The organism is Fictibacillus marinisediminis (assembly GCF_023149135.1).
In the GTDB taxonomy this organism is placed as follows: Bacteria; Bacillota; Bacilli; order Bacillales; family Fictibacillaceae; genus Fictibacillus_C; species Fictibacillus_C marinisediminis.
Map to the genome: position 1 here is coordinate 74,073 of NZ_JAIWJX010000004.1, position 19,230 is coordinate 93,302.

The window sequence follows — 19,230 nt, forward strand, 5'->3', positions numbered from 1 at the left end:
ATAAGGAGGCATTATGAAAAAAGATACCTATTTAGAAGAATTAATGCTCAATTATCCTGAACTGAACGTATGTAAAAGCTCTATTGTAAAAGCATACGAATTACTAGTGAATGGTTATAAATGCGGACGGAAAATCCTGATTTGTGGAAATGGGGGGAGTAGTTCAGATGCTGATCATTTCACAGCGGAACTAATGAAGTCTTTCCGAGTAAAAAGACCGCTTCCAACGCTTTTGAAACAACGTTTCATGAAATTAGGTAATAGAGGTACATTTTTATCGAATCACCTTGAAAGAGCGATTCCCGTAATCTCGTTATCTGCTAATACATCGACCATGACAGCAGTCTCCAATGACATGGGTTATGAGTTCGCTTTTGCACAACAAGTCGTTGGATATGGTAAAGAAGGGGATGTGTTGATTGCAATTACCACCTCAGGTAAATCCAACAATGTTACTAATGCTATCTTTACAGCAAAAGCTTTGGGGATGAAGGTGATCTGTTTTACAGGGGGCACCCAAAGCTTTATTGGTGATAATTTTTGCGATGTTATCATACGTGCGCCTTCTGTAGAAACCTTTAGGATTCAGGAATTCCATCTCCCGATCTACCATTCATTATGTTCAATGGTAGAAAACGAGATTGTAAAAGAAAATTAAATAGAGAAGCCGAGAAAGAAAAGATGGAATTAGATAAGCTGAAATTATCAATATAAAGGCGAGGGTGTAATGGACATAGAACAGCATAAACACGAATACTGTACACAGGGATTTACAGTCGTCAAAGGACTTTATACTAAAGATGAAGTGGAAATCTTACGAAAAGAATACAAAGATATTTGGCTAAAAAAATTGGCAGATGGAGAAATCGTCCAAGACCAAAGTAAACCTCTAGTCAGCTTATATCCCCGTCAGAAGGATCTCCATTTTGAGAACGAAAAAATTAGTAACTTTGCATTGAATGAAAAGGCATTGAATGTCCTTATGGAACTTATAGAAGAGGATGTGGACCTTATTTCCACTAACTATTACTATAAGCCACCTGGCATGGAAGGTATGCCTTTTCATCAGGATAATTTCGGTATAGGGGTTGCCCCAGGTACTTGTCATGCTATTTGGACCTGCTTAGACCCGGCAGATGAGAAGAATGGAGGAATGAGATTTGTTCCAACCACACATCAGCTGGAACTTTTGATTCCCAAGAAAGTCTATGATGAGAATGCGGATACATTCGCCGGGTACGTCTAATCTCTAGAGGTTCCAGAAGGCTACGACATTCTCCCTATTAAAACCGAGCCAGGAGACGCCGTAATTTACCATGGTCATGTCATTCATGATTCTATGCCGAACGAATCAGAAACAACCTTTCGTAACTCAATCATTTGCCATTACGCAGGTGTAGGTACAAAAAAGATCACATTGAATTTTAATAAGTTGATAACAAGAAAGGGCGAAAAAATCAGAAAACGTCCGAATTTTTCTAGTCTGAAAAAATAGGAGAATACTATGACTGAAATGAATCAGCAGTTAAAGCAAAGATTTGATGAAAAAGGCTATGTTGTTGTTAAAAACGTTTTTGATTCAAATGAGATCCAATCCATCATACGTGCATTTGAGGGAGAATGGCTCAAACTTGTGCAAAGAGGCGAGATTTTGGTCCGCGATACGCGTCCGTTGGAAAGCTTATATCCTCGAATGAGAGATTATCATCGTAAAAACCCGACCATTATGGAACACACCCTTAAAGGTGAACTATTTGACCTAATGAAAACGATTATAGGAGAAGAAGCACTCGTGATCTCTACAAGTTATTATTTTAAGAGTCCTACCACTCGTGCACTTCCTCTTCATCAAGACAATTATGCATTTGGGGTATCCCCAGGAACAACTTATGCCGCTTGGATTTCTTTAGATTTTACAAATGAACAGAATGGGGGACTCCAGTTCGTCCCCGGAACGCAAACAAGCTCATTAAGCTTCCCAGATGCAGACCCATCCAATGTAAAGAACTACTTTTCGGATACTGGACAAGAATTGGCTGTTGAAGAAGGTCAAATAGAATATGTAGAAACTGAACCAGGCGATGTCGTGATTTTTAATGGGAATATCATCCATGGTTCGACTGAAAACACCACAAATTATCAATTCAGGCGTTGCCTTCTCACTCATTACACTGGCGAGAGTGTAGAACGACTCGCGCTGAATTTTAATAAGTTAATCGACCGAAACGGACAAAAAGTTCGACGTAGACTAAATAAAGATACCAAAATTACTCAAAAACAAAAATCTGTTTTCTCTATAAAAGAGGCAGGTTACTTTGATTCATGGAAGTAAAGTTTAATTAGAGAGGTACTCCCTTATGATAAATAATCATAATTTTAGAGACCGTGATGTGGACTTATACCAACTCAATGGACATCGGTTGATTAAAAAGTTAATAGATCAAGAAGCGATACATCAACTGCGGGTTGAAGTCCATAACGTGGTCAATGCAATAGAAAAGGACCATTTATCCCGTTATAAACGGGATGATTTTGGTGAGAATTTTTTAGAAGTAACGAACCTTTGGACCCACTCTTTACACATCAAGAAATTTGTTACCTCCAAAAGGTTGGCTGATATTGCAGCAAGGTTACTAGGGGTTCCATCTGTAAGGCTCCATTATGATTGCATTTTCTTTAAAGAAGCTAATGGAAATGCAACTCCGTGGCATCAAGACCAGGTAAGTTGGCCCCTAGATACCAATAAAACGATTACAGCTTGGATCCCTTTACATGACATCCCATCAAGTGTTGGATCTTTAAACTTTATGAGCAGGTCACACGCTTATCAGGAAACCAATATAAGAACAGCTATACGTCATGGTTTCGAGGAGGTTAATTATGGGGCTCTTGAGGTAGGTGATGTTACATTTCATAATGGATGGACGCTTCATAGCGCCAATGCCAACGTCCTTTCACATCGAAGGGAAGCATTTGCTATAACTTATTATGAGGATGGAGCAAGAGTCATTGATCTTCCCAAAGATAAGTACCATTCCTCCTTTTATCAGTTTTTTCCTGGAATAGAGGTTGGCAAGCAAGCCAATAGTAAACTGAATCCTCTGTTGTAAAAATACATTTCCCTACTTAATCCTTGAGAGGGAATTTTTTTTTGCTAAAAAAGACCTGCTGCTATGATAGCAACATGGTCTTTTTCCAATCGGTCTTTAACTATTTTCGGGCTGATTTCTGTCGAGTAAATGATAAGCACGATGACTATAATGCAAGTCTTCATGGAATCTCAGTTCCAATTCATATGTGTTTTGAATCAATTGAATGATCGGAAGTACGTTATTCACGGACACCTTATTTCTTAGGACATCGAGGTTATAGCGATTGTAGGCTAACTCCCATTGTTGGATGATTTTGAGTAAGGTTTCAATCAGAGTGGAATAAGGATTTCCATAGGTGTGATGAAGTTCCTGTAAAAGATCCCTTAAAAAATATCGGCTCCATCTCAAGTCAAAAAGACATTTCGACACAACTTCTAATGTAGAAGGGGACGCACTGACCGATTCTTCCAAATCTTTTATTAACTGTGCCGTACAACTTCTCCCATAATAATAAGTGCCTTCCTCTTTATTTAAGATATCTCCTTTTAAGAACTCATAAGAAATCGTTTTTAGCGTATTAAAGTACAATATGGGCGTTTGTTGTGGGAGGGTCTGATTGGTATTGACTTCAACAATACCAAACGATCCTTGGAAAAAGTCGCTATTTTCCTTCGTTGCCCCTTCCCAGAACTTTTCAAAATTTTGAAGGGGAACTTTGCCGTTATATTTATGTGGTACTGGATCAAAAACATAAGTATTGGAAGAATCCATCCCATATACAGACAGAAAATGACCCCCAAACTTCTTTAGGTAGTCTTTTGAATGAGGTAAATGGTAGGTAGTGCCTATGCAGATGATAGGTTCTTTCATTCCCTTAAGTGAATGAAGGAGATAACGGCTGGCACTTGAAAAGGCGTCGAAATAGCGGCTAGCCAAAGTGAAAAATTTCCCTTTGTATCCTAGCTGATTTGCGTACCATATTTCCATATCCATTGTATGTAGTTCCTGATCTTTTAAGTATACAGGCAATGCGACTAAATCCAGATTTAATAAGAGGGTATAAGAAACATTCAAGTTTCTAGATTTCAGCGTTTCACTGATTAATGGAAAATCACAAGGGATATAGTAAGGGACATCGGAAGGAAAAGTACGATCTGTTAATTTAAACAAGTTATCACCTCTGTTCAAACAGTAATAAATTGTTTTCGTCTATGTCCTTATACAGGTAACAATGCCCGACGTCTGGGATATCAATGTCAAGGATGGTATCTTTCGGGCCTCTTAAGGTTTCGTATTTTTGGTGTAAATTTGGTATCACCAACACACTGAGTTTTTGATTCGAATCAGCCTTCTTTGTAACGAGGTTTACAAACTGCTTACCGTTAATAGTTAGGATGGCTTTTTCATTGGGTTTGTAAGTAATTAATTCAAATCCCAATTTTTTGTGGTACCAGATTATTGATTTTTCAAGTTGAGAAACTGGTACAGTTTGATGATCGTATTCGATTACCATCGAAAGTCCTCCTCTTGTTCTGATGTCAATTCTATTATGAGAAATGTCTGAATGATGCTCTCGGCTTTTTAAGCGGACTTTAAAATCAGGCTCTTTTTTTTGCCTTTTTTGGCAGAGTATTTTTAATTCACTCTTTATATAATGGATGCAAATCTCCAAGAAGAGGTGGGTTAGATGTATATTAGATACCCTGCAAATAAAATTAAGCAAATCGACATCTCAGAGCTAATTGACCAGATCTATTATTTAGATCCAGATGTAAAGAAGGTAGGAACTGAAAGAGGATACTTGACTATTCAATACGAAGGAATCAATGAGAGGATTTTCTTAAAACAATTAGAGACACTCCTGAACAATAGGGAACGGACTATAAAAAAAATAAGGTTAGTTGATAACCTTATCCATCCTATTGTCGAAAATGAACGGTCTCAAGCAGTAAATAAAGAAAGTATTTTCAAGTTGCATGAATGTATTAAGAAAATGCTTGATGAAATCAGTGAGAAATTTAATGGTACTCCAACAAGATATCCGGCTCTTATGGACAGTGATTTAATGCAAAGAAGCAAATATGCATTCCATTTTCCACAAAATGTTTATCGTATTGCTCAAATTAGGCATCAAAAAGAGCACTTAGATCAATACCGATTCAACATGGAAAAGGGTCTCAAAGTGGAAGAGCTATATGAGGTGAATTCATACTTTCTTCGACCTTGCCTTTGTTATTTTGCTTATGATGAAAGAAAAGATCAGAGATTAGACAGTGATCTTGAAGTGATCCATAGTTATGGCTCGTGTTTTCGCCATGAACATGATAGGAAAATCAGTGCTCATCGTTCCCGTGATTTCACCATGTATGAAATTATTTATCTTGGGAGTAAGGAGAAGGTAGAAAGCCTAAGGAAAGAATTAATACAAGAAGTCTGGGAACTGTTCAATCGAATTGGCTTAAGAGGATATATTGAGACGGCAAATGACCCTTTCTTTATAAAAAATGACCGCAATCGGATTGCCTTTCAACGGGCCGCAGAAATGAAGTATGAATTAATCTTTTCACCAAATGAAGAACTCAGCTTTTCAATCGGTTCTTTCAATCTGGTAGGAGAGGTGTTGACAGAATCCTTCGGAATTAAAGGTGAATTGGGAGAAAATGTCCATTCAGGATGTACAGCTTTCGGCATAGATCGATGGGTTGAAGCCATTTTATATACCTTCGGTGATAAGATGGAAAATTGGCCTACCTACCTTAGGGAGAGGATGGCTGATGGAAAGTAAATCCCTTGCTGTTCATAAAAATCCGGGGTTGTCTACAGAATGTTACCACAATTGCAGGCTAAGTATTCTTATGGGTCAAGATAGATTATGGCCTTGGATATATAGTCACTTTACGAATTTAAAAATTTTAATAGAAAATCCTTTGCAGTTTCCCATGGTTCGATTTGAAGAACATCTTGAAATTTATTCAGAAATATTGGTCGAACAACCCTTAAAGAAAGTGTCTTCTTGGGTTGATTCAATAAAGAAGAACATAGAGAATGATCGGTACACGCTTCTTTTTTTGAATTGGAGACATATAAAAGACTCAACGTATTTTAATGGAACTGAAGATATTATTCATGAGGCACTCCTTTATGGGTTCAACGAAAATGAGAAGGTGTTCCTCGGTCTTGGATTTGATGTAAATGGGAAGACCTTTGGAGAATTTAAATTGCCGTATAGTGAGTGTGACCAATATATCGAGAACATTTTAGAGGAGCATCTTCATCATAAACGCTGGTTCGCCTATTATGGATTCCCCATCTGCACCCTACATTTGAACCCTTCCTATCAACCGCTATTTAATACAACCACTCTTTTCTTTGCGCTGGATCGTTCTAAGGCAATTTCAAAAGACGTTACAGCCAAGGGGGCATTTGCCAATGGTTACTATGTTCCCTATTTCCTATCTTTATATTTTCAAAAGCTCGAGCAAGGCTTTTTCCTTCCAGATTCAGAATCTACCTTGTGGAACATTAATATTTACAAAATGATCCAACATAAAAAATTCAATATCGATATGATGAATTTTATCGCAAAAGAATATCCAAACCATAAAGTGATCAAACGATTAATTGACTTCCATACTAATTCTAAAAAAGAACTACTGAAGTTGAGAAGTTTATCTCTTAAATACCAAACAAACAAGAAGAGTGACATTCTTCGGGATATTAGTGACGGGTTTTTGAAAATATATGAAATCGAAAAACGGATCAATGCCATGTTTAAAGATTATTTAGTTAGACAAAAAGTGGATAAGTTTAGCTGAGAATACTCTGAATGCCACACCTATAATGAAAATGAAATTAAATGAAGAGAGGAAATGAAAAGGATGTCAAATAACGAACAAATTATTATGAATTGTTTAAAAAAGGTCCTACACAATGTGGAGTTTGATCATGACAGCAATCTCTTGGAATTGGGTATTGATTCTATGACCTTTATTCGTCTAGTGGTAGAAATAGAAGATGAGTTTGATATTGAAATCGAAGATGAAGAAATCGTGCTCCAAAACTTCGAATCGATTCAGAGTATTGTCAAATTGGTTGAACGAAACTTATAAAATTGGTAGTGAAAGGAAGTTTGTTTGATGTACTCAAAATCGATACAAGACTTTCTAACGAAACCCAAGGTGGTGGATTGGAGGTTCCCGGATAAAGATGGCTTTTGTGAAAGAACGCTCGACTGCAAACAGTTGGCTGTTAAAGAAGTTCTACGATGGCGTGAAGAAAAAAATCTCCTTCCTATCTTCCTAAATCCCTTCGATTGTTCCCACCAGAATCTTCAACTGAGGAGATCCGAACCTAATTTTAATCTTGGCTGGTCATTGCAAACAAAGCATTCGATTCCAAAGGATAAGATCATTCCAGAAATTCAAAGGTATATAAGCATGAATGGCTATTGCTTGCTTTTTTACAGATCGTTTGAGACAACGTATTCCAGCTATTACAAAACTCATGATATTGTTCACTGGTCTCTGATTGTTAACGTGGATGAAGAGAAGCTCACCCTCATTGATGAAGCAGGACATCCTAGTTACTTTCAAGGTCATATGGGACAAGTAGGTTATGATGACTTCCGGTCCAACTGGATATGTGACTCAAACTTCGGGATAGGACAAGTTATTAAAAATGAGTTGGCGAGCACTGATTGGAATTCGGTTTGTTTTGAATTGATGAGATCGTCTGTCAAAAACATGACGACTCTGGGTGGTCTTGAGAACTTGAAGGAGTTCGTAGCCACATTACAAGGAACGAGCGCATCTACAATTGTTGAATACATTGAGACACTGGAATTTGATATTCATTATTTCCGTAGGCTGCGAGAACTTTGGCTTTTGGCAGTAAATCGTGGAAGTATTCCAAAGCCGTATGTCAACCCGCTCTGGGTTGAAGAGTTGTTTTATTTATGCAAATGTTGGTCTCTCATTATGGGTGTTCTGATGAAGTGGAAAAGACAGCCTTCGAAGGATTATAAGAAAAAACTTGTGGATTATGTCACTCAAACCTATAAAAATGAAGAAAGGTTCTTTTTGGCTATGAAGCAATCACTAGGAGTGTAAGAATTGCAGAATGTTGCTCATACGGCTGTCCATAAGTCTTTACAAGTCAAGCCTGGAGACAAGATCTATATTTATAGTATCGGTTGTTCAAACTTAGTAGACGAGATTATACAAAAGGTTCAGGAAGTAGGAGCCACTGTTTACTTGAATGAATATTCGATATCCAACTGGAAAACATTAGTGCAATTTAGTACGGCGAGAACCTATCGAGGTTTGCTAAAAAAAGAATTACGTTTCCTCCAGGAGATGGATGGATTCATCGGGCTTACCATGGATGAAAACCTTTATGAATTAGAAGATTTTTCAGCAGAAAGCATCAAAATCTATTATAAATACTTTTATGAACCTCTCTTACTTACTGCCCAGACCCTTTCAAAATGGTTGTTGCTACATCCACCTTCATCTGCGCTCTCCCAATTAAGCTGTCAATCGCTTGATCAACTCAACCAGGTATTTGTTGATGCTGTTGGGCTATTGGAACATAGCAGCTATCAACCTCTTTTCAAAAAGATGATGGACATGATAAGGGATACCGATCAAGTCCATATCCTAACGCCATCAACGGACTTACTCTTTTCAATTAAAGGAATCCCTCCATCAATGTGTATGGGAACCCACAACCTACCAGGTGGGGAGGTGTTTACGGCCCCCATTCCTTCATCGGTCAATGGTTATATTACCTTTAATATTCCATTTCACTCGTTTGGCGTGGCATTTGAAACCATTCAACTTTTTTATTCCAATGGATCACTCGATCATTATGTAACCAGTGATGATAACCGATTCAAACAAATTCTTCAATCCGATTCCGGTGCCAGTACATTCGGTGAATTTGGGATCGGGCTTAATCCTTTTATCGTAAGGCCTGTATACACCTCTGCGTATGATGAAAAGATGGCAGGAACCATCCACCTAGCTCTTGGGCAATCGTATGAATCCTCCTATAACGGAAACGACTCTACTGTACATATGGATCTTGTCCTTTCTTTGTTAAAAGGAGACGGAGGAGGATGCCTTTTTTTTGATGAGGAACTCATTATTAAAGATGGTAAGATTGTTCATTCACATCTAAGAAGTTTGGTGCCACTCATTAACAAACGTTAGTTCATTTTTGGAAGGCAGGTGGCTATGATTGGCCAACATTTTAATTAGCACCCAACGCTTGTTAGGTCATTTACTGCCAGGTATTAAGCTCGGAAAGGTATTAAAGGAAAAGGGACACCAAGTGGTAATGCTTGGTCATAGCAGTAATCATAAAATGATCTGCGAAGCAGGGTTAGAATTTATTGAAATAGGATGGGATAAGGTACCCAACCTTTACTTGTACGAATTTTATTCAGAAATTATATCGCAAATCGGAAACAAAAAGTTTGATCTATTCATTTGTGATTCAACGCAAAGTCCACCAGTTTATGTAGCAGAGAAAATGAAAGTACCTTGGGTTAGCTTCCAGACAACGATCCCTTTACCAGAAGCATTTATGCCTGGAAGGGAAAGGGTAAACAGAAGACTTAGAGATGAGTATACAAATCATTTGAATACGCTTAGGCGTAAAATCGGCTTGCCTCTACTGGACAGTGAGTCATACCGAACGAGAGGTGATTTGGTCGGACTATCAAGTCAACTGCACTTGATCATGGTTTATCCCGAATTGATTGATGAGAAGATCGCCGCTTATTTCCCTCCCAATAGTTATGTTGTTGGTAACATCAACTATCAAAAAAACACGCTATCACCTGATATCAAAAGAACTCTTGCGACTCGTAAAACCAAAATTCTTGTTTGTACTTCCTCTATTCCAAGGTTGGAATATCGAGAAACCATGAACCGTTATATCGAAACCGTCATTGATCTATTTGCTGATCATGCGGAAGTTCAACTCCTTATATCAGACACCCAAGAGTGGTGGGAGGAAGAGCTACCCCTAAATGTAAATTGGATTCAGGAAACTCCTATTCATGACCAGCTCATCCCTTTCGTTGATCTTGTCATTACACATGGGGGCTGCGGTACCCTGCAGAATATTATAAAAAGCGGTAAGCCAATGGTGATCATTCCGTTGGGAGGCGATCATGAGGTTTTAGGAGATAAATGTCGAAGGTTAGGAGTTGCAGAACTCATCTTTCCTCAGGATTTGACCCCTACTAGACTAGCTCAAGGTATAGAAGGAGCGATTGAAAATGCAAAATCAAGTCGATCGTTGGCATTAATGGAACAAACCAATCGTTACCAACCAGAAGTTCGAAGTGCTGAACTGATTGAAGACATTATATTGAGGTGAAAAAATGAGTATTGACCAATTTTTAGATTTAGTATCAGAGATTGTAGAGAAGGAAGAATTGGAACTAGACCAGTCGTTTGAGGAACTGGGGTTAGATTCAACCAATGTTATCGAACTGCTTATCGAATTCGAGATGGAATACGATGTGGACATTCTAGATGACAATTTAAATTTAGATGATATCCATACACTTAAGGATGCTTACGATTACTTATCTAATTTAATTGACTAATTGGGAGGAGTTCTATGCCATTCTTAACAAATGAAGATCGTAAATTTTTTGAAGAGGAAGGATATTTTATCATCCGAAACGTCTACGATCAATTAGAAGTACAAAAGATAAATGATTTATATCAGAAACTTTGGATTGATAAAGTTAAAAACGGTCTTATTCGCCAAGATCCTAAATTTCCTATGGAAAGTTTATTCCCTACCTTACACGAAATACAGCGTGAAAACGAAGAATTGAAGACGTTTATGCTTGAAGAAAGAAATTTTGCGATTGCTGAAGAAATTCTTGGGAGTGAGCCGCTTCTTATTGGGACGACTTGTTTTTTCAAGGCTCCCCAGACCAAAGCTCTTCCTTTTCATCAGGATAACGTAGACAACGGCTGTATACCTGACCGAAATGTCGCCCTTTGGGTTAGTTTAGATGGAAGTGATCCATCAAACGGCAGTCTATGTTTTATCCCTCGCTCTCATAAGAATGGGCTCTTCTCAATAAACCTTCCAGCTACTCATCCCTATGGTGTACTTTCAACGAATGTTACAGGTGAGACGGGGATTGAAACTGAAGTCGTTCACATTGAAACAGATCCAGGTGATGTCGTGATCTTTGATGGTAATACCATTCATGGATCGAACTCTAATAGCACTGACACTCGATTTAGACGATCATTTGCTATGCATTTTACAACCAAAACCGTCGAAAAAGTTTTTGCGAATTTCACCCACCTATACAATAAAAGTGGGGAAGTGGAACAAAGACCGGTTAACAAAAAACATGGGAAAATAAGAAGTCTCCTACTTCCACCGCGAATAATGGAAGAAGGGGATAAGATCTATTAACTAGGGGATTATCTATGAAAAATAGTGAAATGCAGGAAAAGTTAAATCATCTTAAGACATTTGATGAAAAAGACATCCAAGGAAAGATTCAATATTTAATTGATTATGACTTCCATCTTCTTACATTGAATTCGGATATTACACCACAGAAATTATTTTATTTTATCAGTACACTGTCTTCCATCTGTCACAATACGGCACTTTGTCTCGCTATGCACTTATACACGGTTTGGGGAATCCGACTCTTCAGCACCCGAAATGCGTTCACCGATCATTGTTTAGAACAAATAAAAGATCAAAAGAAATTGTTTGCCTCCTTGAATGAGCCCTCCCTTCATTTTATCCATTCTAAAAACTTTAAAGAAAAAGATTATAGCATTACTGCTACGCCAGTAGAAGATGGTTATGTGGTAAACGGAATAAAGCGGTTCGTGTCCATGGAGCCGCTCGTTAATTATTTGCCTGTTTACTGCAGGATTAAAAACTATCAAGGTAATGATTATGGAATTATAACCATCATCATACCCAAGGAAACAGATGGAGTTAAAGTCAATCGGGATTGGGATTCCATTTCCATGGGCCCTTCTGAAAGCAACAGTGTATGTTTTGAAAATGTTTTTGTCCCTAAAGAAAATGTTATTCTAAATTCTGAGGTCTTTGTTAAGGAAACAGACGTATTAGGTTTGTTCTTCCGACTTGCGATATCTAGCGTTTATGTTGGGATAGGTGATAGTGCGTTACAATATGTGTCTCAGAAAATAAAATCTCAACGGATTCCCCACCATGACAAACCACTTGCTTTTTTCCCGGGTGCTCAGTTCAATGTCGCGGAAATGTTGATTCTAAATGAAACTGCAAAATCTCAAATTTTAGAATTATGCCGTTCAATTGAAGGATACCTCTACAGCCCTAGATCATATGCAACCATGAAAGAACTGAAAAAGAAAAGCCTTATCACGAAGGAATATACGACTATATCCACCATAAAACTGGTTGAATATGCCTTGAAGACGGTTGGGGTTGGAGGCTTATCATCACGAAGTCCCTTAGCGAAATTATACCAAGATGTTGTGGCGGGTCCATTTCATCCCCCACAAAAAGATGTGCTCTATGAAATTATTGCAAAGGATTTCCTCGGAATATTACCTTATAAAAGTAGATGGTAGGTGTGACTATGAAAATTTTAGGCCTTGGCGGTTCTGGACATAATTTTTCAGCCTGTATCGTCGAAGATGGAAATGTTGTCTATGCGGTAGAAGAAGAGCGATTGAATCGAGTTAAATATTCCTTGTTTACCCCTGATGATTCCAAAGTAAAACTCGCGAGGAATTATGCGGCAAAGTACTGTTTGGAAAACGCAGGGTATACCATTTCTGATATCGATTATGTTGCCACCAACGACCTCATTGACCCTCGTTATGTCACTAAATATCAATATAATCTTCAAACATACAATCATCACCTCACCCATGCCTCAAGTGTTTTCTTTACCTCTCCATTTTCTGAAGCAGCAATTATGGTTATAGATGGAAGCGGAAGTGAATTTGGTATTTCCCAGTACGAGACCATCAGTTTCTTTTATGCAGATGGAAATAAGCTAAACAAATTTTTCATTCATAAAGGAAACAAAAGCAAAAAGTACCTCAATGAATTTTTACCGAATAATTCCCTTGGTGGATTTTATCGCGCAGTAACAGAAGCAATTGGGTTCCATTTTTTGGAGGATGGGAAGACGATGGGTCTTTCTTCATACGGTTCCGATCGGTATATTGAAGATTTTCATAAGTTTTATACCTATAGTAAACATAAGGGTTTTTTACAATCAGATCAGGATATTCAGAATTTAAAAATGTTTATTCAAGATGAAATATCTCTTTCAAAGGATTCATTTAAAACGAAAGCAGACTTTGCCCGAGCGGTGCAGTATCATACTGAAGAACTCCTTATTCAATTAGCTTTCAGCATTTATGAAAAGACAAAAAGTAAACATTTATGTATTTCAGGAGGAGTTGCTTTAAACAGCGTTGCCAACTCTCGGATACTGAAAGAGACCCCGTTCGAGAAGGTTTATGTTTTTCCAGCATCGTCCGATGCAGGATGCGCAATAGGAAGCGCCTTATATTTGTATTATGTCCAGCTCCAAAATCCATGGAGTCCCAAAGAAGAGCCATTCTCCCCTTATCTAGGAGCGGAGTATGATCCGGCATCTATTGAAAAAACGTTAGAAGAATATAAGGAACAACTTTGTTACCGTATTTCCGAAAACATTTTTGAAGATACGGCAGCACTTCTAGAAGAAGGAAATATCATTGGATGGTATCAAGGAAGGTCTGAAATTGGTCCAAGGGCCCTTGGAAACAGAAGTGTCATTGCTGATCCTAGAAAAGTAGAGACCAGACAGCGCATCAATCAGTCGATCAAACGAAGAGAATTTTTTAGGCCACTTGCGCCGGCAATCATGGAAGAATACCAAAAAGATTATTTTGTGAACCCTGTTTCATCCCACCATATGTTATATGTAAATGAAATACAACCAGACAAAGCTTGTGAAATGGGAGCAGTTAGTCATATAGATGGTACAGCAAGAGTTCAAACTGTAACCCGAACAAGTAATCCAACTTTTTATACATTGCTCGAGCATTTTAAAAGCCTTACTGATGTTCCCCTTCTTTTAAATACTTCTTTTAATGGAAGTGGAGAGCCAATCGTAGAAACTCCGAAGGATGCGATAAAGAGTTTTATCCATTTAGGTTTAGATGTCCTAGTCATGGATAACTTCATTATAGAAAGAAGGAGATTTAGTGTTTAACCAACCGTTTGATAATCATGTTTGTTGCTTATTTCTACATTTTGATGATTTGTCTAGAGCCAGTGATTGGTATGAGGAAATGCTCGGTTTCTCCATACGAAAAAAAGATTTATCTAAAGGATTTGTCGAATTACAAATGCATGGAGTCAACCTAACTTTGCTTACTTGGAGATCTAAAGAACGGATAAAACCCAAGCATCCCGTTTTCACTTTTTATAGTTTAGATATAGAAGAGTCTTTTAGAAAACTAAAGGAGAAAGGAATCAAGGTATACGATTTCAGCAATGCCGGTTCCGTGTCGGGCTTTTTATTTGAAGATGTAGAACAAAATATACTTATGGTTTGCAGTTAACGTAGCAACAAAACCCTATCAAAAAATCACGAATTTTTTTACGATATACGTATGGAACGTGTTGGTACTAGAAAGGGGGGATATTATGCCAGTGAAAACGACTGCCTAATAAACTCTAATGCTTGGATTTCTTCAAAATCCCCGGTCATGAGTAGTTCTTACTTGTGTTATTTCCCCTCTCTTCCTCTCTTTGATTTGACTATCGCCTATACAAACTTACAGCACTTCCATAATCTTTATCTCAACCTCTTTTCAAGAGGTTGAGAATCTTTTTTCTTCATACTCTACTTTTATTTGAACTGAAAGCTGGGTGACCTTGGTTTGTATAAACCATTAAATATTACAACATATCTAAATAATCTAGGCTCTACGTATAAAGAGGAATATATAAACGGGAAGTTAACGGTATCTGGATCCTCCTTCCCAGCGGAATATATTCCATATGATAAAGAATTTTTTTATAATAATGTGCCTTTTCAGTTTTTTCTTACACCGAATGGAGACAACATCGAACTTGAAGGACAAGCTTTGCAATTTCCAGCGATAGAGGTGAAAACCATTCACTTTATCGGAGTTTCGAACAACGGTGACTTCAGTGAGAAAATCAGCTTTATGGATAAAGATCAACTAAAATTCACAAGCACGCTTTCTTTCACAGATTGGATTGAACCCCTTCCACGATTTAAAGAAAACGAACCTGTCATCCATTTCCCGTGGATCCATACGGAAGTGGGGGTTAACAAAAATATTGCTTCTAGTTTATGGTATCAGAGAATCGATTTAAATAAAAAAACGAAAGTAAACAAGATTGTATTGGAAGACAACCCTTCCATGCATATTTTTAGTATTACTTTTGAGTATTGAAGAGGTGTAGAAGTTGATAAATCCACCTAGGATAATTAAAGACAATTCTTTGTCATGTTTCCAATTAGCCATTACCTCCCTTGCTGAACAACAAGGCGTTCATATGGATGATATGTGGTATCAAGCAGGTTTTTACTTTGAGGATCATGGCGACAAAGGTTTTTTCATGGATTCCAGGTACAAACCAATAGAAGATCAAATATTAAATTGTTACTTTGTTGAGTATGAATTTCAAAATGTAGAAGAATGTATGAACCAAGTCAATGATTATTTAGAACAAGGGAGATCTCTTGCAGTAACCGTCGATAATTATGAGTTGAAGCATTCCAATGGCTTTCATATTTACCATCATGAACATCTTCTTGAAATCAATAAGCGCAATGGCGACACCTATTTTGTAACAGACCATTTTTTCATTATCAAGGTGAAATGACAAAAGAAGAGATTGTGTCCGGTATAAGCTCGTATTTAGAACAGTTTAATACCTTGAAAATTAATTTATGTTTCCTTAAAAAAAACACAGTAGACTATTCTACACATGATTTGATTCAAATTATACAGGAAACTTGTAAAATAATGAGTGGTGAAAAACTATTTAACGCATCATTACGTGGAAAACTAGGTGTTAATGCGTTTCCATCACTGACAAACAAATTTTTAAAATTTGTCAATGGAGATGGACAAGATAACGAGGAGATAGATGCATGGTACAACGCTTTTAGAGAGGTTGGAAATTCACGATACAATTTTTTTCGATTGCTGCAACGTTATTACCCAACACTTGACTTTTCTTATATTACTAGTGCTTCTCAAAACTGGATTTCCTTAGGTAATATTATACTTAAAGCTAAACATCTTAACTCGTGGAAAGAGATGAATGAACGAATAATTAAAAGATTTAGAAGAACTCTTTCTCAAGAAGAGGAAAATATAAATCACTTGCGTAACTTGTTAGATTCTCTAAGTAGCTATAAAGAGTAGAGGGGGATATCTCCTTGAAGGTACGTAAAGCCATCATCCCAATAGCTGGACTAGGAACCCGGTTTTTGCCTGCTACCAAGGCCCAACCTAAAGCGATGTTTCCAATTGTTGATAAACCTGCAATACAGTATGTAGTAGAAGAGGCTGTTGCATCTGGAATAGAAGAAATTTTTATTATTATTAACCCGTCTGACAGAGCAATTCAAAACCACTTTAATAGATCGTATGAACTTGAAGAAATCCTTGAACTACGTAATAAAATTGAGTTAAGGAATGCAGTTAAGAAATTGTCAAGCTTGGCAAAAATTAAATTCCTTATACAAAAACACCCAAAAGGTTTAGGTGATGCGATTAGCTGCGCTAGGCCTTTTATTAAAGAAGACGAACCCTTTGCAGTCTTGCTAGGGGATGATATTGTTAGGTCACAAATTCCTTGCTTAACACAATTAATCCAAGTATACGAATCTCATCGATCTCCTGTTATTGGGGTGTTACCCGTAAAGGATAAAGATATCTCAAAATACGGGATTATACATCCTAAAAATGATAATAAAGGTAGAATCATCCCCATTAAAACCCTTGTTGAGAAACCCGCACTTCATCATGCTCCCTCTCGATATGCCATAATAGGAAGATACATTTTATTACCTCAGATCTTTGCTCTCATTGAAAAAACCCCCCCAGATAAAAAAAACCAAGAAATTCAACTTACAGATGCATTAATCCAGTTAAATAAAGTTCAAAGTATACTCGCATATAAATTCCAAGGAAAAAGATATGATGTAGGGGATAGGATAGGGTTCCTTGAAGCAAATATTGATTTTGCGCTTCAAAGAGAAGACCTCAATGAAAGACTAACTGCATTATTAAGGAATAAAAGCCTATAAGTACTTACGAGTCTATTTATCTACTGTTATATTACACACTGTATGCCTAATCGATTATGATTGATTCCCTATTACAACGGAAAACAATTAGGAGATTCGGTCAACATAAGGACCTATCTAACGATACTAAGGCACTCACTTTTTTTACAGGAGACATCTGATTCAGGGGGATAAATAAAAATAAAGAAGGGGAACGAAATGTGCAAACAAAAATGCCAGTACCCGTGTAATAAGTGTAGTGGACTACAGACAAAAAACATAGATAAAGAAAAAGAATCTACCGTTCAATTGCTACTCCATCAATTTAGCTCCTATCCGCATCGATACCCTTTTACAGGCGTGCCCTGGTTATCCCCTCACTATTCAAATAGATGTAAATTATCCAAGTCCTCTCCTAAGTAGGGATGTTGATTAAGTACATCGAGATTTGTCAGAACCCTTAAAATTCTATCCTCACTTTTCAGTCTTCAAAGGTCAAGCCCTTACTTACAAGGTATGGTAAATATGGTTGTGTAGAATTTTTTGTTCCTGTTTTGCTTTCTTGTTTAAGTAAACAACAAAACACGAGAATGGATATTTGATTTACTATAAATTCACAATATAGCATACGTAAAGGACCGTGAAGAATGGATAAAGATACTATAAAAACAAACAGTCACACACCTCAAAAATTAATTACTTCTTGGAACGATTATAAAGTTGATCCAAGATATTTTTTATTATTATTTCTAGCATCGTTTGTTACAGCTGGGCAGATTTATTTAGGTTTTTTCCAAACGTTGGACGCCATGATTGTTTCAGTTGCCTGTACTACAATTACCGAATTATTATTGGTCAAATTCCTATATAAAAAATGGAAGTTCCCCTTAAGTGCCATAATTTCAGGCCTAGGAATAAGTTTATTACTAAGCTCATATGCCCTTTGGCCATATGCACTTGCTTCATTTCTTGCCATGTTCTTTAAATTTTTTATCCGTTTTCAAGGTGGACATGTATTTAATCCTAACAATCTAGCATTAGTCATTATATTGTTTTTTTTACCAGAGTTCGCGGTTAGCACACCAAAGCAATGGACAAACGGATTAGGTGTCATGATAACTATCTTAATCTTGGGTCTATTCGTAACCTATTTAGCAAATCGACTTGATACCGTACTTTCTTTCTTATTTGGTTTTTTTATATTTGGACTAATAAGACATTTCTTTTTCGAAGAACCCCTCTGGTCTGCAATTGGACCTATTATGGGTGCCTCTCTACAGCTATTTAGTTTCTATATGATTACTGATCCGAAAACCACACCAAAATCTAGGAAAGCGAGAATTATCTTTGCTATATTGGTCGCTTTTGTTGACGCAATTTTTAGAAACTCCAGTATACCTAATTCACAATTCTACGCGAGTTTTATAATCAGTTTGCTGTTCACTGTTCCATATCGATATTACACCAAACAAAACACGTCTTTATTGAAATCACATAACTAAGCGTAAGAGTGAAGGAATAGCTATGGAAATAGAAGGGGGGTGAGAAAATGTGCAAACAGGAGTGCCAGTGTAAATGTAGCCGGAGCTGTGGCAAGCTGAGAGAAGAGAACGACAAGCACAAGCAAAAGAAAGAAGAAGTTCAAGATCTAGCTTGCCAATTTACCCATCATTCCAATCCACTTCCGTTTTCTAGAGTGCCATGGAACCTTCCTCACTATTTTAAGTAAATATTGAAATTTTTGACTTTTTAGGACGAAGATTAAAGCATTCACCTATATGTTTAGTCAAGTTTCAAGTTTCTATTGTT

21 protein-coding genes and 1 pseudogene are annotated in these 19,230 nt (G+C 37.2%); 20 read left to right on the top strand and 2 right to left on the bottom strand.

All coding sequences use genetic code 11. The features are described 5' to 3' along the window. Positions 1-13 precede the first annotated feature (13 nt). The 4 genes and pseudogenes from LCY76_RS23105 to LCY76_RS23120 all read left to right on the top strand — a co-directional run bounded on the left by LCY76_RS23105 (position 14) and on the right by LCY76_RS23120 (position 3,110). The gene (locus LCY76_RS23105) at positions 14-658 is read left to right on the top strand and encodes a D-sedoheptulose-7-phosphate isomerase (RefSeq protein WP_248254845.1); all 645 of its coding nucleotides are present in this window, start codon (positions 14-16) and stop codon (positions 656-658) included. Positions 659-727: 69 nt separating this feature from the next. Next, positions 728-1,495, top strand: a pseudogene (locus tag LCY76_RS23110) (phytanoyl-CoA dioxygenase family protein). 9 nt (positions 1,496-1,504) lie between these two features. Further along, positions 1,505-2,332, top strand: coding sequence for a phytanoyl-CoA dioxygenase family protein (locus LCY76_RS23115; protein ID WP_248254846.1), 828 nt, complete (start codon positions 1,505-1,507; stop codon positions 2,330-2,332). A 25-nt stretch (positions 2,333-2,357) separates the two neighbouring features. Then, positions 2,358-3,110, top strand: coding sequence for a phytanoyl-CoA dioxygenase family protein (locus LCY76_RS23120; RefSeq protein WP_248254847.1), 753 nt, complete (start codon positions 2,358-2,360; stop codon positions 3,108-3,110). Positions 3,111-3,206: 96 nt separating this feature from the next. Here LCY76_RS23120 and LCY76_RS23125 read toward each other — a convergent pair whose 3' ends face one another. Both LCY76_RS23125 and LCY76_RS23130 read right to left on the bottom strand, forming a co-directional pair. Beyond that, positions 3,207-4,262, bottom strand: coding sequence for a hypothetical protein (locus LCY76_RS23125; protein ID WP_248254848.1), 1,056 nt, complete (start codon positions 4,260-4,262; stop codon positions 3,207-3,209). A gap of 4 nt (positions 4,263-4,266) precedes the next feature. After that, the gene (locus LCY76_RS23130; protein ID WP_248254849.1) at positions 4,267-4,605 is read right to left on the bottom strand and encodes a VOC family protein; all 339 of its coding nucleotides are present in this window, start codon (positions 4,603-4,605) and stop codon (positions 4,267-4,269) included. Positions 4,606-4,779: 174 nt separating this feature from the next. Here LCY76_RS23130 and LCY76_RS23135 point away from each other — a divergent pair, with 174 nt between their 5' ends. From LCY76_RS23135 to LCY76_RS23210, 16 genes are all read left to right on the top strand, one after another. After that, the gene (locus LCY76_RS23135) at positions 4,780-5,877 is read left to right on the top strand and encodes an aminoacyl--tRNA ligase-related protein (RefSeq protein ID WP_248254850.1); all 1,098 of its coding nucleotides are present in this window, start codon (positions 4,780-4,782) and stop codon (positions 5,875-5,877) included. Then, positions 5,867-6,907: a hypothetical protein gene (locus tag LCY76_RS23140; protein WP_248254851.1), complete on the top strand. Its 1,041-nt coding sequence runs from the start codon at positions 5,867-5,869 to the stop codon at positions 6,905-6,907. The genes LCY76_RS23135 and LCY76_RS23140 overlap by 11 nt, the downstream gene beginning before the upstream one ends. 63 nt (positions 6,908-6,970) lie before the next feature. Next, entirely contained in the window at positions 6,971-7,201 is a 231-nt protein-coding gene (locus tag LCY76_RS23145) for a phosphopantetheine-binding protein (RefSeq protein ID WP_248254852.1), read from the top strand. A gap of 27 nt (positions 7,202-7,228) precedes the next feature. After that, the gene (locus LCY76_RS23150; protein ID WP_248254853.1) at positions 7,229-8,200 is read left to right on the top strand and encodes a hypothetical protein; all 972 of its coding nucleotides are present in this window, start codon (positions 7,229-7,231) and stop codon (positions 8,198-8,200) included. A 3-nt stretch (positions 8,201-8,203) separates the two neighbouring features. Continuing rightward, positions 8,204-9,304, top strand: coding sequence for an aminopeptidase (locus LCY76_RS23155; RefSeq protein WP_248254854.1), 1,101 nt, complete (start codon positions 8,204-8,206; stop codon positions 9,302-9,304). 28 nt (positions 9,305-9,332) lie between these two features. Continuing rightward, on the top strand, positions 9,333-10,481 hold the full coding sequence (locus LCY76_RS23160) for a glycosyltransferase (RefSeq protein WP_248254855.1): 1,149 nt from the start codon (positions 9,333-9,335) through the stop codon (positions 10,479-10,481). A 4-nt stretch (positions 10,482-10,485) separates the two neighbouring features. After that, a complete protein-coding gene (locus tag LCY76_RS23165) occupies positions 10,486-10,713 on the top strand; it encodes a phosphopantetheine-binding protein (RefSeq protein WP_248254856.1) in 228 nt (75 codons plus the stop codon). Between the two features lie 14 nt (positions 10,714-10,727). Beyond that, positions 10,728-11,549, top strand: coding sequence for a phytanoyl-CoA dioxygenase family protein (locus tag LCY76_RS23170; RefSeq protein ID WP_248254857.1), 822 nt, complete (start codon positions 10,728-10,730; stop codon positions 11,547-11,549). A gap of 14 nt (positions 11,550-11,563) precedes the next feature. Next, on the top strand, positions 11,564-12,715 hold the full coding sequence (locus LCY76_RS23175; RefSeq protein ID WP_248254858.1) for an acyl-CoA dehydrogenase family protein: 1,152 nt from the start codon (positions 11,564-11,566) through the stop codon (positions 12,713-12,715). 182 nt (positions 12,716-12,897) lie between these two features. Next, the gene (locus tag LCY76_RS23180) at positions 12,898-14,358 is read left to right on the top strand and encodes a carbamoyltransferase family protein (RefSeq protein WP_248254859.1); all 1,461 of its coding nucleotides are present in this window, start codon (positions 12,898-12,900) and stop codon (positions 14,356-14,358) included. Beyond that, the gene (locus LCY76_RS23185; protein ID WP_248254860.1) at positions 14,351-14,710 is read left to right on the top strand and encodes a VOC family protein; all 360 of its coding nucleotides are present in this window, start codon (positions 14,351-14,353) and stop codon (positions 14,708-14,710) included. Before LCY76_RS23180 ends, LCY76_RS23185 begins: the two co-directional genes overlap by 8 nt. A gap of 321 nt (positions 14,711-15,031) precedes the next feature. Further along, the gene (locus LCY76_RS23190) at positions 15,032-15,574 is read left to right on the top strand and encodes a hypothetical protein (protein ID WP_248254861.1); all 543 of its coding nucleotides are present in this window, start codon (positions 15,032-15,034) and stop codon (positions 15,572-15,574) included. Positions 15,575-15,587: 13 nt separating this feature from the next. After that, complete coding sequence (locus LCY76_RS23195) at positions 15,588-16,007, top strand: hypothetical protein (RefSeq protein WP_248254862.1); 420 nt, start codon at positions 15,588-15,590, stop codon at positions 16,005-16,007. Then, positions 16,004-16,555, top strand: a complete 552-nt coding sequence (locus LCY76_RS23200) for a hypothetical protein (RefSeq protein WP_248254863.1) — start codon at positions 16,004-16,006, stop codon at positions 16,553-16,555. Before LCY76_RS23195 ends, LCY76_RS23200 begins: the two co-directional genes overlap by 4 nt. A gap of 14 nt (positions 16,556-16,569) precedes the next feature. Next, positions 16,570-17,442 carry a UTP--glucose-1-phosphate uridylyltransferase GalU gene (galU, locus tag LCY76_RS23205; protein WP_248254864.1) on the top strand — a complete coding sequence of 291 codons (873 nt, stop codon included), beginning with the start codon at positions 16,570-16,572 and terminating at the stop codon, positions 17,440-17,442. Between the two features lie 626 nt (positions 17,443-18,068). Then, entirely contained in the window at positions 18,069-18,923 is an 855-nt protein-coding gene (locus LCY76_RS23210; RefSeq protein ID WP_248254865.1) for an RnfABCDGE type electron transport complex subunit D, read from the top strand. The last annotated feature ends 307 nt before the right edge of the window (positions 18,924-19,230 follow it).

Bases quoted from the DNA above. Each gene is read 5' to 3' on its own strand.
- LCY76_RS23175 (WP_248254858.1), top strand. From the start codon at position 11,564: ATGAAAAATAGTGAAATGCAGGAAAAGTTAAATCATCTTAAGACATTT.
- LCY76_RS23145 (WP_248254852.1), top strand. From the start codon at position 6,971: ATGTCAAATAACGAACAAATTATTATGAATTGTTTAAAAAAGGTCCTA.
- LCY76_RS23150 (WP_248254853.1), top strand. From the start codon at position 7,229: ATGTACTCAAAATCGATACAAGACTTTCTAACGAAACCCAAGGTGGTG.
- LCY76_RS23170 (WP_248254857.1), top strand. From the start codon at position 10,728: ATGCCATTCTTAACAAATGAAGATCGTAAATTTTTTGAAGAGGAAGGA.
- LCY76_RS23115 (WP_248254846.1), top strand. From the start codon at position 1,505: ATGACTGAAATGAATCAGCAGTTAAAGCAAAGATTTGATGAAAAAGGC.
- LCY76_RS23135 (WP_248254850.1), top strand. From the start codon at position 4,780: ATGTATATTAGATACCCTGCAAATAAAATTAAGCAAATCGACATCTCA.
- LCY76_RS23210 (WP_248254865.1), top strand. From the start codon at position 18,069: ATGGATAAAGATACTATAAAAACAAACAGTCACACACCTCAAAAATTA.
- LCY76_RS23200 (WP_248254863.1), top strand. From the start codon at position 16,004: ATGACAAAAGAAGAGATTGTGTCCGGTATAAGCTCGTATTTAGAACAG.
- LCY76_RS23165 (WP_248254856.1), top strand. From the start codon at position 10,486: ATGAGTATTGACCAATTTTTAGATTTAGTATCAGAGATTGTAGAGAAG.
- LCY76_RS23130 (WP_248254849.1), bottom strand. From the start codon at position 4,605: ATGGTAATCGAATACGATCATCAAACTGTACCAGTTTCTCAACTTGAA.
- LCY76_RS23120 (WP_248254847.1), top strand. From the start codon at position 2,358: ATGATAAATAATCATAATTTTAGAGACCGTGATGTGGACTTATACCAA.
- LCY76_RS23140 (WP_248254851.1), top strand. From the start codon at position 5,867: ATGGAAAGTAAATCCCTTGCTGTTCATAAAAATCCGGGGTTGTCTACA.
- LCY76_RS23105 (WP_248254845.1), top strand. From the start codon at position 14: ATGAAAAAAGATACCTATTTAGAAGAATTAATGCTCAATTATCCTGAA.